The organism is Oculatella sp. LEGE 06141 (assembly GCF_015207605.1).
GTDB lineage: Bacteria > Cyanobacteriota > Cyanobacteriia > Elainellales > Elainellaceae > Oculatella.
Genome location: NZ_JADEWO010000023.1, coordinates 1 through 15,471 on the forward strand (window position 1 = coordinate 1; position 15,471 = coordinate 15,471).

Sequence of the window (15,471 nt, forward strand, 5' to 3'; positions counted from 1 at the left end):
CACCCACTCCCACCCCTGAAGCCGTACCCGAACCTGCTACCGTTTTGGGCTTGGCTCTAATTGGAGGCGTATTTGCGCTGCGCCGCCGCGCCTAACGGCTTACTCTACAATTTCAAAGCGAGCGATACAAAGAGCGCCTCTTTAGAATAGAAGGGGCGCTCTTTGTGTTGTTGTACTGTGAGCGTTGCTGAATGATGTGTACATCGTTGGGCGGTCATAGCTCCGATCGCCCCTATGCTGGTTTAGCTAGCAATTTACTCACAAGGAGATTGGAACAGTGGATTTACAGCTAAGTGATAAAACAGCGTTTGTCAGTGGTTCTACGGCTGGAATTGGGTTGGCAATCGCCTCCGCCCTCGCCCAAGAAGGAGCTACGGTCATTGTCAATGGGCGCAGCCAGGAGCGAGTAGCATCCGCCATCGAAACCATCCAAAAAGCGGTTCCTGCGGCAAACCTTCAGGGAATCGTGGCTGACCTTTCTACCCGTACTGGTACAACAGAAGCCTTTCAACAAGCACCTCGAGTCGATATTCTTGTCAACAATTTAGGAATGTATGAACCAAAATCGTTCGCTGAAATTACCGATGAAGATTGGCAGAACATTTTTGAGGTCAACGTTTTAAGCGGCATTCGGCTATCGCGTCACTATCTACCGCTGATGTTTGAGAAAGACTGGGGACGGATCATTTTTATCTCAAGTGAATCAGCCGTCAACATTCCTGCCGAGATGATTCATTATGGCGTCACCAAAACCGCGCAGGTGGCGATCGCCCGTGGTTTAGCAGAAACAACCGTGGGAACCGGTGTAACGGTTAACTCAATATTGCCTGGGCCTACCCGTTCTGAAGGGGTAGAAACATTTGTGCAAAATCTGGCGGCCTCTCAGGGTACTGGAGTGAGTGAGGTTGAGAAAGAATTTTTTGAAAAGACACGCCCCTCTTCATTAATCAAACGGTTTGCGACACCCGCAGAAGTAGCGGCGATGGTCGCCTTCGTAGCCAGCCCCCTATCTTCTGCCACGAACGGTGCAGCGCTGCGAGTTGAAGGCGGTTTGGTACGATCGATTTTGTAGCACCCGTTTTCTCCCACCTTGCTTGATCGTCCGTTTCCCATTCATGCCCTTTCCCGTTCAAAATGGCTGTAGCCGTTAATGATGGTAGTCAATAGAACCAATGAGCGATCGCTGGACATTACTGGACAAGAAAGCCCTCATTAGTGGAGCCACCAGGGGCATTGGCCTTGCCATTGCCCAAGAGTTCCTGTCTTTGGGGGCAGAGGTGATGATTGTGGCTCGCAATGCAGAGGCAGTGCAGCACCAAGTGGCAATCTGGCAAGCGCAGGGATTGCAGGCGCATGGGCTGGCAGCCGATCTGGCAACGGCTGAAGGGCAGCAGAGGGTAATAGAGTCCGTGGCTCACACTCTGGGTGGCCTGGATCTGTTGGTGAACAATGTGGGAACCAACATTCGCAAGCCAGCCATTGAGTACACCGAGGCAGAATACACTTCTATCTTGCAAACCAACCTGGTCTCTATTTTTGAACTGTGCCGCATGGCTCACCCGCTGCTGAAAGGACGCGAGAACAGCAGTGTGGTGAATATTAGTTCTGTTGCAGGGTTGACTGCTGTGCGAACGGGGGCACCTTACGCCATGACGAAATCAGCACTGATACAGTTAACGCGATCGCTGGCTATTGAATGGGCAAGCGATCGCATTCGGGTCAATGCCGTTGCGCCGTGGTATATTCGCACACCATTAACAGAGCCAGTGTTAAGTCAACCAGAGATCATGAGTGCAGTATTGGCACGCACTCCAATGGGGCGAGTTGGTGAACCTGAAGAGGTGGCAGGATTGGTTGCCTTTCTCTGTATGCCTGCCGCCACCTACATTACAGGACAATGCATTGCGGTGGACGGTGGTTTTGTGTCGTTTGGATATTGATAGGAATCAAGCAGTTAACTGGAGCAAACCCGGTTATGGGCGATCGCTATCAATTTCCCGTTCTTTGGGAAGCGAGGGCAGCAGAGTAAACAGAACTAGCCAAAGTGTCAAAGCGATAACACTAAACATAGAAGCACTCTACAGCGTAAGGAAGTAATTTGACTGTACTTTAACCGAGGACGACTTTGTTGTATAGGGAGAGAGACCCCACCAAAGCAACAGTTGAAATAGTCAGCAAGAGGAAAAGCGTCATAAGAATAAACCTGAGTGTCATGGCTATGAGGTTTCCTTATAATTGCTCTAGCTCAAGCTAAACTCCTCTGCCAGGGTAAACATTCAACGGGGAGGTAAGTTCAACCTTCCGGTGGACAGCAAGATATGGCGTTCTCCTCCTTTGGGTCACTAAACGGCGACGGGCAAACAACTGCTACCCTTCAAAACCAGACGAGCGAACAGCGCAGGCGCAGGGCTGCTCTCACTCTGGGACAGAGTGTTGATAAATCATGAAGTCTGCCTCTGGACACAAAAACTTTAGGGTTTAGCTCAGCGCCGCGTGCAGTAATGAAACGATAAGTAACAGTTCATTACAGCTTGTTTCGAATAATTGTTTACTGTTCTTTTTGGTGAATCCAATGAGTATTCCTCTATAGGCTCCGTCCAATTTGCTGATTCTAGATGTACGAGATTTGACCTCAGGCAGAACCTCGATTGTAAACCAGACTGCTAACACTCTGGCGCTTGTGGGTTGAGACCATGGTATTGCTTTTGATTTAGCTTAATTAGGCTTAATTGGACGTGCCGTTACTGCCAAAATATTCCCGGTAACCGCAGATTTGATTGTCGCGCACGTCAAACGAGACCGCTACTCGATTTTTGTAAACTTCGCCTCGCATTTTTCCTTCGTCACGAAATTCAAACACAACCGTTGTTTCATTGCTAGTTACCCGATCGAGGGTAATAGATAGCCCTTCATTGAACGTGTCAGATACATAGTTAAAGAACGCGATCGCTCTTTCTTTGCCTACATTCATGCCGTGAAAAGCTCCCGTTGGAAACCAAAACGTGAAGTCATCGGTGAGCATCTCGATAAATTCGTCCCAGTTTCCAGTAGCTAGCCCCTGTGAGAAGTGTGCAAACCCTTGTAGCGCTACCGTCAGAGTGTGGTGGGATGCTTCTCTACCGCTGGAATAGGATGGGAAGGGTTCCATATCATTGGTTCGAGTGATGTAGTCCATTAAACCCTAAATTGGGGAGGGCGATCGCCCTCCCCAGATCTCAGCAAACAATCCTTACTAGGGCTGGCGTAAATGCGCCACCAGTTGTTCTAATTCTGCAATTCTGGTGTGTAAAGGAGCGGCGATCGCAGCCACCTCTGCTTCGGTGTAACGAACCGGAATGTGCTGCGGACAGTTCCAGTTCCATGCTTCGATGTGAAATAGAATGACATGTTCTACCTCTGCTGGATAGTCAGGCATTTTGAGACGTTCAACCCAATCGGGATCGGGATCTATCGCTACCGCCCGACCCCACACTTTCAATCGTCTTCGGTTGCGGTAATCCATTAAAAACAGGAACGCTTTGTCGTTCTCTGTTAAATTACCAACCGTGACATACTGCACGTTGCCTTTAAAGTCTGCAAAACCAAGCGTTTGCTCATCTAGCACCTTCAAAAAACCCGGCGAACCACCCCGAAACTGGATATAAGGGTAGCCGTTGGAACTCACCGTACCGAGATAAAACCCATCACGTTCAGCAATGAATTGAGCAATGTCTGGAGTGATGGTGTCGTTGGATGGCCCACTTTCTTCGAAGCGAGCATAGGTTTGGCGTGAGCCATATTTCTCTTGAATTGCTTTTACCGCTGGAGTAAAAGCAAGCTGTGTAAATTTGCGTGGCATGCTGCTGCGCTCCATTGCAACGGTTAAAGATAAACCAACTTTATTTATAAGCCAGGCATTCCTACAAAACCAGGAAGCTGTTTAATGCGGTCGATCCATGCCTGAATGTAAGGATAGGGTTCTAAGGAAATATCGCCATCTGTAGCCAGAGCAACATAGGGAAAACAGGCAATGTCTGCAATGGTTGGGCGCTCCAGTTCTAGCCACTTCCGGTCTGCTAAATGGGTGTTTAACACCTGAAGGACTTCAGCCGATCGCTGCTTTGCCAGATCAATGTTGACAGTGGGGCTTTTGAATAGATGGTGCAGCCTCGCTGCTTCAGGCCCCCATCGAATATCAGAAGCGGCAGAAGAGAGCCATTGAACGATCGCCGCTTGAGCGGCTGGATCTGAAGGCAACCAGGTTTCACCCCCATATTGCCGCGCCAGGTATACCAAAATGGCGTGCGAATCTCGCAGGATAACTTCACCATCCGTCAAGACGGGAACGGTAGCAAACTCGTTTAAGGTTTGGCGAAATTCGGGCGTTTTATGCTCTCCCGCTCTTAAGTTAACAGCCACCAACTCATGCTCTAACCCCAACAACGACAGCATGAGTCGAACTTTGTAGCAATTTCCCGACAGCTTGAAATCGTGAAGCTTCAGCATTGGTTTCTGTGTAGTGAATGGGGACAGGGTGCTATAGCTATTTTCCAGGGCTACTGGAAACGTGAGCTACTGTACCGAACGTTTGGTACACTCCAACTGTACCGATTGTTCAGTACAATGTCAATTGATTCAGTTCACATGAACGTGATGCTCAAAACAGAAGCGATCGCTCGTCTGGTAGATGTATTTCGGCAGTATGGCTACGACGGGACGAGCATGGCAAAAATTGCGGAAGCAACGGGGCTAGGAAAATCCAGTTTGTATCACCACTTTCCCGGTGGAAAAGAGGAGATGGCAACAGCCGTACTAGATTATTTAAGCCAATGTTTAAATACTGGACTGTTAGCGCCTCTCCAGCAGAGTGGAGAGCCGCTCGATCGACTTCGTGCCATGAACCGAAATATCGATCAGTATTACAATCACGGCCAGAAAGCGTGTCTGTTAGCCATGCTAGCGATGGGCGAATCGAGCGATCGCTTTCGGACACAGGTGAGCCACATCCTTAACAGTTGGATCGAGGCTATTGCCGAGGTTTTAATTGAAGCTGATTTTGAACCTGAACTGGCAAGGCAAAGAGCCGAAGATGCAATTATTCAAATTCAAGGCGCAATTATCTTAACGCAGGGTTTATCGACGACGGCTCCATTCAAACGAATTCTGAACCATCTGCCCGAAACGTTACTCCAACCAGTGATCCCCTCTGGTCTGTTGTAGCGCCAGATGAAGTTGTTTCCTGTCCTACTGGATTGTTTACATGGATGTTGGCATGTAAACAATTGAGCAACAGTGGAGCAATGAGGGTGGATAGCCACCACTGAAAGATGGGTACACTACTACAAGCAAGGGTAAAGCCTAACCGCTGTCCGTGCGTTAATGAGTGAACTAGCTCACAGGGACAGTTGTTTGAGATCACAACTTTTTTCTCGGAAACCTGCTGTGAACCTTTGAATCATTTTATGGAAACTGCAAACGTAATTTAAGGTGGCAATGATGGCTATTGAAATGACAATTGAATGGATGACTGCTGTTCAATCTATCTTAATTGCTGCTACTGGCAGCGTAGTGTTGTGTTACAGCCTGTTCTGCATGGTGCCTACCAAAAGAGCGTAGCGTTTATTTCAGGTTTTTTGAATAAGAGGATGGTTTAAGAGTGCTGAACGGTCACTCGAACTGCCCCCTTGTATAGTTTGCCGCAAGCGCAAAGCCCTCAACTCTGGCTTCGACGTGAGCGCTCAGCCGAACGGAGACTTTGACACAGTAATTGGCTCGGAAGTCCCCAATGTTGGAGATTTAAGAGGCGAATGTCGCCCATTGGATACGTTTTAAACTGCCTTCAAGGTTTTCTGGGTGTTCAACCAAACAGCCCCACTTTCTGTTTTGAGCGAAGCGATCGGCCCAACGTGTAAAACGACACTATATAAACCAATGAGTTCCTTACGTCATTCCATTGAAGCCTGGACATTAAAGCATTTGCCCCTGTTGCCCAAATTCAGGAGAGAGCGTCACATCCAACACTTAGAGCGTTGCATCATGATGCCATCTAAAGAAGAATACCATTGTTGAATAACGCACGGTGAGGTGTTCAGCACCTCGCTTTAACTCGAGCTGTGCTTGAAGTATTACTATGGCGATCGTTCGTTATCTCAGTTACTCTCAACATATAGCTACACCCTCCTATCCAATAGGTGTATCAAATGGCCAAGTCGAGCTATGATTGGGCATCGGTGTTTTAGTCAAGCTGAGGAGTATTCCTAATGCAGTCTAAAATTTTGTTGAGCCTGATTGCTATTCCTACCCTCGCTGGTTCAATGATAACTCTTGCTTTACTGCCGGGTCTGGCATCTGCGGCTGAGGCAATGCGTGCAAGCATACAGGCTAGCGCTTTAACTACTGATTCAGCTTCATGTGTGCCTATACCTGCCAGAATGGAGACATCTGGGTTCCGTCACTCTGATCCAGGAATCCTCATTGCTTCTTCAACGGATGGTTTAAGTGAGTATCCAATTCTAGACTTCAGTGCCGCTGAGAGTGATGCGGCGGCAACTCTTTTTGGTTGCGATTGTCCTGCCTGTATCAATTCATTGCGTCAGTTGCGTACTCAACCCGTCAACAATAGTGGTGAAGGACACTGTTGGTCGTCTTTACTGCGACGGCAGATATCTCCACAACAGATACAAGAGGCACTGCAACTATTAGATGCTGAAGAAGCCAATTAGAAAGCAATTGGCCGATGAATGTTGGGCATTGCTGAATTGGATGGATGAGTCGCTGAGCGGTCATAGCTCTGTTTGCTCCCCCTAAAACCCTCAGTTCTGAGGGACAAGGTTCGGACGTTCCCCAGCATTAGGGACGGGGGCACCCTCATATTATGATTTAGCAATGCCCAATTTTGATGACAGCCGATGAGCCAATCCACGACAGCAAGGGCAAGCCTGAAGGCTTGCCCTTTTGCTTTTGTATCAGTTTAATAGGCGCTGAAGTGCCGGAACCCGCGAGATGATGAGGTAATCCAGCAGCAGCACCGTTACTAGCGAGAACCCAACTAGCGGAAACGCCACTCCTAAAACGGCAACGATCGCCATTGGTATTTTCCATCCCTGCACATGAGTTGGCATTGCTGGTGTACCCAATCGACCTGCTGGGCGACGCTGCCACCACATGACTAAACCACTGACAGACAGCAGAATCACAACCAGGCAGGCAAACAGCATGAGCAGTTGGTTGGCTAATCCAAAATACTTGCCCATGTGAATCGCTACGCCCATTTCTACTGCCCTGGGTACCAGCCCATAATCCTGCCAGCGCACGTCGGCCAGCACATTTCCGCTGTATTGATCGATGTGCATAGTGACTTCCTGAGCTGGGTCATTGGGAAAGGCTGATACAGTGTAAACCCCTGTCTCACCTTCTGGGAAACTGACGCTAAAACCGGGAGGTGCTCCCTGCGCCCGCGCCAGTGTAATGACTGAATCTAAATCGACTGGGGTTTGGGGCGATGTTGCTTCACTGCCCACGGCAGCTCCGCCAGAAGCATGATTATGCCCTGACGCGACCGATTGGGGCATCGGTAGCTTTTCTACTGCCCACGGCACAACATGATCGCCATGTTGGTTTAGTGTTCCAGTTAACACGGTGGATTGGGGGACATCATCCCACATTTGCGCCGGGAACTGGCTCCATACCCGAGCAAAGCTATCGCCCCAAAAGCCCGACCACGGCAGTCCCGTGAGAATTAAAAAGCCGATCAACACCACGCCATAAAAGCCTGGTACTGCATGTAAGTCTCGCCAGAATACCCGCTTATTTTTGCTCCAAAAACGGGGGATCAGCGTGCCCCCAATGCGAAACCGCTGACGAGGCCACCACAGGTATAACCCGGTTATTAGTAACACCAGTGCCCAACAGGCAGCCAGTTCTACCAGGTAATCGCCCCAGCGACCGATTAGCAACTCTCCGTGAATTTTGCGGGCGATCGCCTGTAAGTTATTGTCTTCATCCCGATCGCCCAACACTTGAGCAGTGTAGGGATTGATAAACACCATGACGTTGCGCTCATCCGCCGTGGTTATTTGAATTTCAGTGCTGCGGTCGGGTGCAATGTTAGGCACCACCTTAGCAATGGTGGCATTAGGGTAGGCCGTTTCAACTGCATCCACCTGCTGAGTGTATGAGGCGATCGCCGCAGTGGGTTGCACCACCATTAAGTTGCGATACATCAGTACATCTAGCTGTGGTTTAAACAGGTAAATGATGCCCGTTGTTGCTAGCACCAGCATGAATGGAGTCACAAACAATCCGGCGTAGAAATGCCAGCGCCAGACGGTGCGATAGAATCGGTTAACTGGTGAACCAATAGAAGTGGGAGTATTGATCGTGTCAGTTGCGTTAGACATTGGAACCAGGCATGAATCACAGATCAGCCCAGACTATGACGCAGACCCAAAAAAATGTCAAAAGACAGGCTGTCATACTTAACCTGCACAAAGACCCTAATTTACCTGTTCAACCCTGTCGATTAGGAGCGATCGTTGTGCGGTGTGTTGCCAGACTTTTTCATTGTCATTTCTCGAATGATACAATCCCTGGTATTTATACTTCTTGAAGATGCAGCTACTGATTGGCAATCAAATCAATTATTTATTGGCTGCACGCAAACCCAGCGGACAGTATCATCCGATGCTCTTACATTGACTGTGACTAGTATCTGGTGTGAAGCGTAAATGTGATAGGTGTAAGGATGCGCTGTCGCTGTAAACCTGGCTCCTGGATCGCGCTGACGCATATAATCTCGAACGTCGTCTATCGGGTTATCCGCGATCGACTGCCAGTTCAACAGACGCGGATTGGTTGAGTCAGGATTACCTGTACACGCTCGCCAGTCATCCCCACCACGGTCGTAGCTATTCAAATCCCACACAGGAGGAGCATAGGGCAACTCATCAGCATCAGCAAAGGGCGCAGCCAAGGCGATCGCCGCAATTGAAAGCAAGCCAACAGCTACCGTCTTGAGTGGGTGCATTAGCGTCACCAATCCCAACCAATCAAGCTGAAACAATCTCTATTATAAAGAGCCGTTTGGCTGAGCAGCACGCTTGGAACCAGGTTCCGGTTTTGTGCAATTCACCATCCTGGGACATCGGTTTTTCCTGCTGCTGCCTGGTAGACCGCTGACGCTTGACCTTAACATCAATGTCAAGGTTTAGGGTGGAGACGTTATCTCGTAGAATCTCCATGTCCCTGAGTCTGCCAAAATCGCTACTAACATCGCATCCTATTCGTTTTTTATCGGCTAATCCAGAACTGCTGGCCGCGATCGCCTGTGCCATCCTTGTCTTTTTGGGTTGGCTAGCCCTGAACCTGAACTGGCTTGGGTTGGGGATCGCCATCCTGGTGGCTGCCTATGTCGTTGGCGGCTATGAAAGTGCCCGTGAAGGCATTTCAACATTAGTTATAGAAAGAGAGTTAGACGTTGATCTGTTAATGATTGTGGCAGCGCTAGGCGCAGCAGCACTGGGGCTATGGCAGCAAGACTATTACTTAATGGTTGACGGTGCTGTGTTGATTTTGATCTTTGCCATCAGCGGCGCATTGGAAGGGGTTGCCATGCGGCGGACAGAACGCAGCATTCGCGGTTTAATGAGCCTTGCCGCCGATACCGCCAGAGTGATTCGAGAGGGACACGAGCAAATCGTTTCAGTAGAACAGCTTCAGGTTGGCGATCGCCTGTTAGTGAAGCCAGGAGAGCTGATCCCAACCGATAGCCGGGTGTTAGAAGGGGAAAGTGCGATCAACGAAGCGCCCATCACTGGAGAATCATTACCCGTGGAGAAAAGTCCCGGTAGCGAGGTTTACGCCGGAACATTAAACGGTAGCGGCGCGTTAGTGGTAGAGGTTCATCAAGCACCAGAAAGCAGTCTGATCCAACGTGTGATTCGTCTAGTTCAACAGGCTCAAACCGAAGCGCCACCCTCTCAACAATTTATTGAACGCTTTGAGCGAGGGTATGCACGGGTCATTGTTGTGACAGGGCTGGTGTTGTCTATCCTTCCCCCTTTCCTCTGGCAGTGGGATTGGGAAACCACTATTTATCGAGCTTTGATTTTCTTAGTGGTTGCCTCTCCCTGTGCGCTGATGGCCTCAATTATGCCAACCTTGCTATCGGGTATTGCCACTGGTGCCAGACAAGGAATTTTGTTCAAAACAGGTGCCCAGCTTGAAGCGATCGGGCAAGTAAGGGCGATCGCCTTTGACAAAACCGGGACACTTACCACGGGGAACCTACAGGTTACCGATGTGATTGCGGCGGAAGGACAATCCAATACCACTGTATTAAGGATCGCTGCCGCACTAGAAACCTATTCAGAGCATCCAATCGGCGCGGCGATCGTGCTTCAAGCCCAGCAGCAGGGTGTGCAATGGACAGAAGTTAATGCGGTGCAAGCCGAAGCGGGGCAGGGTATTCGAGGCTTAATGAATCATCAGCCTGTTTGGGTGGGTAAAGCGGATGGTATAACCGATTGCCACTTGCCGCCTGAACTCGTCCGGCAAAGTCAACGTCTTGAAGCCTCAAGCTGTACTGTCGTATGGGTCGTGCAGGATCACACTGTCCTTGGCTTGATTGGGGTGGCCGATAGCCTTCGCCCCGGTGCCCAACAACTGATTCAAAACTTACGGCAGCTTGGTGTGGAATCGATTGTGATGCTTACAGGGGATAATCAGCGCACAGCCGACACCATTGCTCAAGCGATAGGCATCGATCAGGTTTATGCCAATCTGTTACCAGAAGACAAAATTCATATCTTGAAACAGTTACAGCAACGTTATCGCTCGGTGGCAATGGTGGGGGATGGGATCAACGATGCTCCAGCACTGGCACAAGCGTCTGTGGGGATCACGATGGGCATTACTGGCACAGACATAGCCCTGGAAACAGCAGATGTGGTGCTAATGGCCGATCGCCTCGACAAACTAGAACAGGCAATTCGGCTGGGGCGGCGATCGCAACGCATTGTCAAACAAAATATTGGGTTTGCGATCGCGTTTATTGCGCTGTTAATGGCAGCCAACTTTAGCGGCCAAATCAGTTTGCCCATAGGGGTGCTGGGTCACGAAGGGTCAACGTTGATTGTAACGTTGAGCGGTTTGCGGCTGTTGCAAGCATAGCGTTATCGATCGTTGTACTTTCAATCAATACAGCGGTTATTACGGATGTAACAACCCTAATTTTTCATCAATTGGTAATGCTCCATATCATCTGATGCGGCAGCAATTCAATACTGTGCGTTGCGGGATCACGCTTGTCGCCCCGTATTCACGGTTCATAGGGTCAATTGCAGGAGAGCCTGAGTTAATTCACGACAGTGTAAAACGCACGCTTCAGCCTCTACGTGAATGTCCTTACTTTGTATAGAAATGCAAACTTCGTTGGCGCTAAATTAAAAATTCTCAGTTTTGGTGCATCTCGTTGCTTGTTCTTATTTCGGGCTGAACCAGATCAAAAGGTCAATATCAAGTCTTGAAGCCGATAACAGCAGACAACAGCCGCAGCCGCCAAAGTTCTTAACACACAAGATTAAATGAATTACTAGTTAAGAAATGTAAAAATGTCCTCTTTCCATTAATAAATGTTGCAGGTCTCAAATCCAGGTGCTAACGTTTTGGACATGTAGGTTCTGGTTAATTACTCGTTGTCCGGGAGGCTGATCGCCATATGTTTCATTTACCCCCTGTTGCTACAACAGTCTGCTAAACCCCAGAATGCTTCGAACGGATGTTGGTTATCAGCTTCATTGATTTAGATTCCATACGATCGTTACAGCGATCACCGTTCTGCGAGATGTGTCTCTATTAGCCCTCAGTCTTTACCAGAGCACGATCGCAAGCTCCAGAATTACTAGCTATCTTCACCTGTTTGTCTGTTGTCCAGCATTGCATTGACTGGTCTTAGCAGCCAGCTTGACTCCGGCCTAGTGTGATTGATGATGTGTTCCCCCCATGTTGATCACGCCTGTCGTCAGGCTAGGTAGACTCATCATTTCAAAGACACACTCACCTTTGTTTTACGGTTTTGTCTCACGATGGACTGACTTCTCTTCAATGATTTGGTTTGTCATTGTTTCTCATAGATCGTGAGATCCCATTTTTGGAGAATTTGGCTATGGATATTCAGGGAAAAACAGCTCTCGTCACGGGCGCATCTCGCGGAATTGGGCGATCGATTGCCTTGGAGCTAGCACGGTGTGGCGTAACACGTTTATTGCTAGTAGCCAGAAATCAAACTCGACTGGCCGAAGTGGCTAACGAAGTAGCAGCCTTGGGGGTGGAGGCGATCCCGTTGGCGCTGGACTTAACTCAACCGATTGAAGTGAATATTGCGATCGCTAAAGCATGGCGAGATCACGGCCCCATTCACATCCTGGTCAATTGCGCTGGTGTAGCGCATCAAATGCCGTTTTTGCACTCTCGATTACCCCATCTTCAAGAAGAGATTGCCACTAATTTAATTGGTATGTACACGATCACGCGGCTCATTGCTCGGCGGATGGTGACCCAACAGGAAGGCATTATCATCAATGTATCGAGTCTTATGGGTAAAGTGGCTGCGCCTACAATGGCCACTTATTCGGCTACAAAGTTTGCCATTCTGGGTTTCACTCAAGCGCTGCGGGGTGAACTTGCTGCTCATAATGTTAAAGTGACCGCACTGCTGCCAACCCTGACGGATACTGATATGGCACGTAACCTGAAGTGGTTTCGATGGATTGTCCCAACCACAGCAGAGCAGGTTGCTCAAGCGCTGGTGAGCGGTTTACGTAAAGACGCTGCCGAAATTTTGGTCGGATGGCAAAGTTACCTGGCTGTCTGGTGCGGTCGAGTCACACCGTGGGTTTTAGAGCGGGTGGTGCGGATGTCAGCCCCATTGCCATCGCCACGAAATCGCTCCAGCAAACGCTGGGAACCTGGAACCGCACGATTCTAGAAGCAAGTGATGAGGTAGTGGGAGTAGCACCACTATCTTGTCTCTCGCGTTAGTTGTCTTCAAGGTGGTACAACAGGCCAATTGAATTAATTGGCTGGAGAGCGATCGCTCCCTTTTACTCTTTTGTCTTTTGATGTCGATTAGTTGTCGATGGCAAACATCTCCTCGGCTGATGTGGGATGAATTCCAATAAATTGATCGATCGCCTGTTTCGTTATCCCCTGTTTAACGGCCACAGCAAATCCTTGAATGATCTCAGAGGCATGTTCACCAACCAGATGGACTCCCAACACCCGTTCGGAATGACGATCTACCACTAGCTTGATCATTGATTTCTGAGGATGTTGGCTCAAACGGTAAAACAACGGTGTAAATTCAGTTCGATAGCACTGAACCCCATCTCCTAGCTGGTTGCGGGCTTGTGCTTCTGTGAGCCCTACACTGGCGGCCTCAGGTCGCGCAAATACAGCCGAGGGCACATGGTTATAATCAACCTGACGCGGTTGCTCTCCAAACACTGTATCAACCAAAGCCCGTCCCTCTTCATTCGCAACCGGAGTCAGCGCCAAACGAGCTGTGCAGTCTCCAACGGCAAAAATGTGGTCAACGTTGGTACGGCTATAATCATCCACAACGATCGCCCCCTTCTGGGTTTCAATACCAACCTGCTCTAACCCTAAATGCTCCAGGTTTCCTGTACGCCCAATTGCACACAGCACCAGATCAGCTGTAATCGTTTGAGGACAGTCACCTTCCAGCGTCAGATGAAACCCGTCCGAGTTTTTTTCAATGGCTTTGGTCGTGGTACTACAAAGGCTTTGAATACCTCGATCGATTAAATGGTCACGTACCGCATGGCGCAGATCATCATCAAAACCCGTAAGAATACAGTCGCTCTGATCCATCAACACCACATCTGCTCCAAACCCACGCATGATACTGGAAAACTCAACGCCAATGTAACCACCTCCAATGACGGCAAAGCGTTTGGGCAGGTGTTCAATGCCAAAGATATCTTTGGAGGTAACGGCGTGTTCAATACCTGGAATATCGGGTTTGCTGGGTCGGCTGCCTACTGCAATTAGAATATGGCTGGCAGTTACCTTGCGGTCTTCCAGTTCTAAGGTATGGGCATCAACCAGGGCTGCATGGCTACGGATGATTTCGACCCCAGCTTGCTGAAGCGCTTGAGCTTGCGATCGCTGAATCCGTTCAACTTCCTGGTTACGGGCGGCAACAAACCGTTGCCAATCAAACGACTGTTGCCCAACACTCCAGCCATATCCTTCTGCATCTTGCAGCCAGCGAGAAAAATCTGCCGCAAACACCATCAGCTTTTTGGGAATGCAGCCACGATTGACACAGATGCCACCGAGATGATCGCGTTCGGCGATCGCCACTTTAACCCCATATTTAGCAGCCCGCTTTGCCGCCGCAAGTCCCCCTGGACCTGCCCCAATAACAAAAAAATCGTAATCGTAAGCCATGAGTCAACCGTAATCTGTTGAAGCAGCGATTAATCAACCAGCGATTGCGACCAAATGACTTCAACCGTCACAGGTTTTGACAAAGTTGATTGCTGCACAATTTTCTTCTTTCAAGCTAATTGGACAGTATTTATCAATGGCTCTATCAAAAGTCAGATCAAGCAGGTGGCTCAGCAACTACGCCACAACGTTAACCCCCACATCAACCGATTCGGCCTCTATGCACCTGCTTAATGCAACCAACACTACTGCCAAAAGACAGAGGTGCATTGCTGCCTGAATTTTTACTTTAAAGAATATTTGAGACATTCAATTGGTGGCTCGACACCTGCCAGGAGTACAGCACACTTACTACTTTCAAACATCCTCTTAAGGAGATAAATCTGCAAGCGATCGCATCATTAGTTCTCTGCATAACTATCAGAATAACTATCAAAAAGAGCAGCTAGAAGAATTAGTGAATGAGATCTGCTGAATCCAATGACCAAGGCTTCAAATGGAACAATGACAGACGATAAGCAAGATACCATCCAGGAGTTTAGAGCCGCCGTCAACATGACACCAAAGCAGTTGAAGGAATGGCTTGAAACTGACCACTCCAAAGAGGTTGGTCAAAAAGACGGCAATACCGAATCGACCGGACACCAATCTGGAAGACGAATTGTTAATCTTCTAGAAAAGAACAAATCAGACTATACCGACGATGACCTGTCGCACATGAGAAAAGTAATTAGTTACGTTCATCGTCATGTGGCACAACGGCCTTCAGGCGATGTTGAAGACACGCGCTGGCGATATTCCCTGATGAATTGGGGACATGACCCGCTTAAATAAGAATCTCTGCCAGCTCCATTAGCAGCCAATTCTTGTACTCATAACAGGGTTGGCGTAGTCTAAGAGGCTGGTTTGAAAAGTATCAAATGTCTGTTTTAGGGCGTAGCATACCCTGTGGGAACAAGCTACGGGCATTACTTCTGCGTCTTTTTCTAGGGTTATTTGCCAAATGCTACGCCCCTACGG

Annotated in this window: 14 protein-coding genes; 8 read left to right on the top strand and 6 right to left on the bottom strand. The window is 48.9% G+C overall.

The annotated features are described in order from the left end of the window. The 3 genes from IQ268_RS33425 to IQ268_RS16220 form a co-directional block, all read left to right on the top strand. Positions 1 to 95, top strand: a 95-nt coding sequence (locus IQ268_RS33425; protein ID WP_193881049.1) for a PEP-CTERM sorting domain-containing protein, incomplete at its 5' end; no start/stop codon positions are given. Between the two features lie 182 nt (positions 96 to 277). Next, the gene (locus IQ268_RS16215) at positions 278 to 1,072 is read left to right on the top strand and encodes an SDR family oxidoreductase (protein ID WP_193881052.1); all 795 of its coding nucleotides are present in this window, start codon (positions 278 to 280) and stop codon (positions 1,070 to 1,072) included. A gap of 100 nt (positions 1,073 to 1,172) precedes the next feature. After that, positions 1,173 to 1,940: an SDR family oxidoreductase gene (locus IQ268_RS16220; RefSeq protein ID WP_193881055.1), complete on the top strand. Its 768-nt coding sequence runs from the start codon at positions 1,173 to 1,175 to the stop codon at positions 1,938 to 1,940. 785 nt (positions 1,941 to 2,725) lie between these two features. Here IQ268_RS16220 and IQ268_RS16225 read toward each other — a convergent pair. From IQ268_RS16225 to IQ268_RS16235, 3 genes are all read right to left on the bottom strand, one after another. Beyond that, positions 2,726 to 3,148 (bottom strand): nuclear transport factor 2 family protein, encoded by a 423-nt coding sequence (locus IQ268_RS16225; protein ID WP_193881237.1) that lies wholly within the window; start codon positions 3,146 to 3,148, stop codon positions 2,726 to 2,728. Between the two features lie 84 nt (positions 3,149 to 3,232). Then, positions 3,233 to 3,838, bottom strand: a complete 606-nt coding sequence (locus IQ268_RS16230; RefSeq protein ID WP_193881058.1) for a pyridoxamine 5'-phosphate oxidase family protein — start codon at positions 3,836 to 3,838, stop codon at positions 3,233 to 3,235. 44 nt (positions 3,839 to 3,882) lie between these two features. After that, on the bottom strand, positions 3,883 to 4,485 hold the full coding sequence (locus IQ268_RS16235) for a glutathione S-transferase family protein (RefSeq protein ID WP_193881061.1): 603 nt from the start codon (positions 4,483 to 4,485) through the stop codon (positions 3,883 to 3,885). A 117-nt stretch (positions 4,486 to 4,602) separates the two neighbouring features. On the opposite strand from IQ268_RS16235, the gene IQ268_RS16240 reads away from it, so the two are divergent. Together IQ268_RS16240 and IQ268_RS16245 are read left to right on the top strand one after the other, a co-directional pair. After that, positions 4,603 to 5,199 carry a TetR/AcrR family transcriptional regulator gene (locus tag IQ268_RS16240; RefSeq protein WP_228035431.1) on the top strand — a complete coding sequence of 199 codons (597 nt, stop codon included), beginning with the start codon at positions 4,603 to 4,605 and terminating at the stop codon, positions 5,197 to 5,199. Between the two features lie 1,040 nt (positions 5,200 to 6,239). Continuing rightward, positions 6,240 to 6,701, top strand: coding sequence for a hypothetical protein (locus IQ268_RS16245; protein ID WP_193881066.1), 462 nt, complete (start codon positions 6,240 to 6,242; stop codon positions 6,699 to 6,701). A 243-nt stretch (positions 6,702 to 6,944) separates the two neighbouring features. On the opposite strand, the gene IQ268_RS16250 is transcribed toward IQ268_RS16245, so the two are convergent. Then, positions 6,945 to 8,378 (bottom strand): PepSY domain-containing protein, encoded by a 1,434-nt coding sequence (locus tag IQ268_RS16250; protein ID WP_193881069.1) that lies wholly within the window; start codon positions 8,376 to 8,378, stop codon positions 6,945 to 6,947. Between the two features lie 236 nt (positions 8,379 to 8,614). Then, entirely contained in the window at positions 8,615 to 9,004 is a 390-nt protein-coding gene (locus IQ268_RS16255; protein WP_193881072.1) for a hypothetical protein, read from the bottom strand. Positions 9,005 to 9,216: 212 nt separating this feature from the next. Here IQ268_RS16255 and IQ268_RS16260 point away from each other — a divergent pair, with 212 nt between their 5' ends. Next, positions 9,217 to 11,148 (top strand): heavy metal translocating P-type ATPase, encoded by a 1,932-nt coding sequence (locus IQ268_RS16260; protein ID WP_193881075.1) that lies wholly within the window; start codon positions 9,217 to 9,219, stop codon positions 11,146 to 11,148. 994 nt (positions 11,149 to 12,142) lie between these two features. Next, positions 12,143 to 12,964, top strand: coding sequence for an SDR family oxidoreductase (locus IQ268_RS16265; RefSeq protein ID WP_193881078.1), 822 nt, complete (start codon positions 12,143 to 12,145; stop codon positions 12,962 to 12,964). Between the two features lie 140 nt (positions 12,965 to 13,104). Here the strand turns inward: IQ268_RS16265 and gorA are convergent, their stop codons facing one another. After that, a complete protein-coding gene (gene gorA, locus IQ268_RS16270) occupies positions 13,105 to 14,451 on the bottom strand; it encodes a glutathione-disulfide reductase (protein WP_193881080.1) in 1,347 nt (448 codons plus the stop codon). A gap of 480 nt (positions 14,452 to 14,931) precedes the next feature. On the opposite strand from gorA, the gene IQ268_RS16275 reads away from it, so the two are divergent. Beyond that, complete coding sequence (locus IQ268_RS16275) at positions 14,932 to 15,285, top strand: DUF3140 domain-containing protein (RefSeq protein WP_228035432.1); 354 nt, start codon at positions 14,932 to 14,934, stop codon at positions 15,283 to 15,285. Positions 15,286 to 15,471 lie beyond the last annotated feature (186 nt).

Coding starts and splice junctions, on each gene's coding strand:
- IQ268_RS16220 (WP_193881055.1), top strand. CDS start 1,173: ATGAGCGATCGCTGGACATTACTGGACAAGAAAGCCCTCATTAGTGGA.
- IQ268_RS16225 (WP_193881237.1), bottom strand. CDS start 3,148: ATGGAACCCTTCCCATCCTATTCCAGCGGTAGAGAAGCATCCCACCAC.
- IQ268_RS16230 (WP_193881058.1), bottom strand. CDS start 3,838: ATGCCACGCAAATTTACACAGCTTGCTTTTACTCCAGCGGTAAAAGCA.
- IQ268_RS16235 (WP_193881061.1), bottom strand. CDS start 4,485: ATGCTGAAGCTTCACGATTTCAAGCTGTCGGGAAATTGCTACAAAGTT.
- IQ268_RS16240 (WP_228035431.1), top strand. CDS start 4,603: ATGTCAATTGATTCAGTTCACATGAACGTGATGCTCAAAACAGAAGCG.
- IQ268_RS16245 (WP_193881066.1), top strand. CDS start 6,240: ATGCAGTCTAAAATTTTGTTGAGCCTGATTGCTATTCCTACCCTCGCT.
- IQ268_RS16250 (WP_193881069.1), bottom strand. CDS start 8,378: ATGTCTAACGCAACTGACACGATCAATACTCCCACTTCTATTGGTTCA.
- IQ268_RS16255 (WP_193881072.1), bottom strand. CDS start 9,004: ATGCACCCACTCAAGACGGTAGCTGTTGGCTTGCTTTCAATTGCGGCG.
- IQ268_RS16260 (WP_193881075.1), top strand. CDS start 9,217: ATGTCCCTGAGTCTGCCAAAATCGCTACTAACATCGCATCCTATTCGT.
- IQ268_RS16265 (WP_193881078.1), top strand. CDS start 12,143: ATGGATATTCAGGGAAAAACAGCTCTCGTCACGGGCGCATCTCGCGGA.
- gorA (WP_193881080.1), bottom strand. CDS start 14,451: ATGGCTTACGATTACGATTTTTTTGTTATTGGGGCAGGTCCAGGGGGA.
- IQ268_RS16275 (WP_228035432.1), top strand. CDS start 14,932: ATGACCAAGGCTTCAAATGGAACAATGACAGACGATAAGCAAGATACC.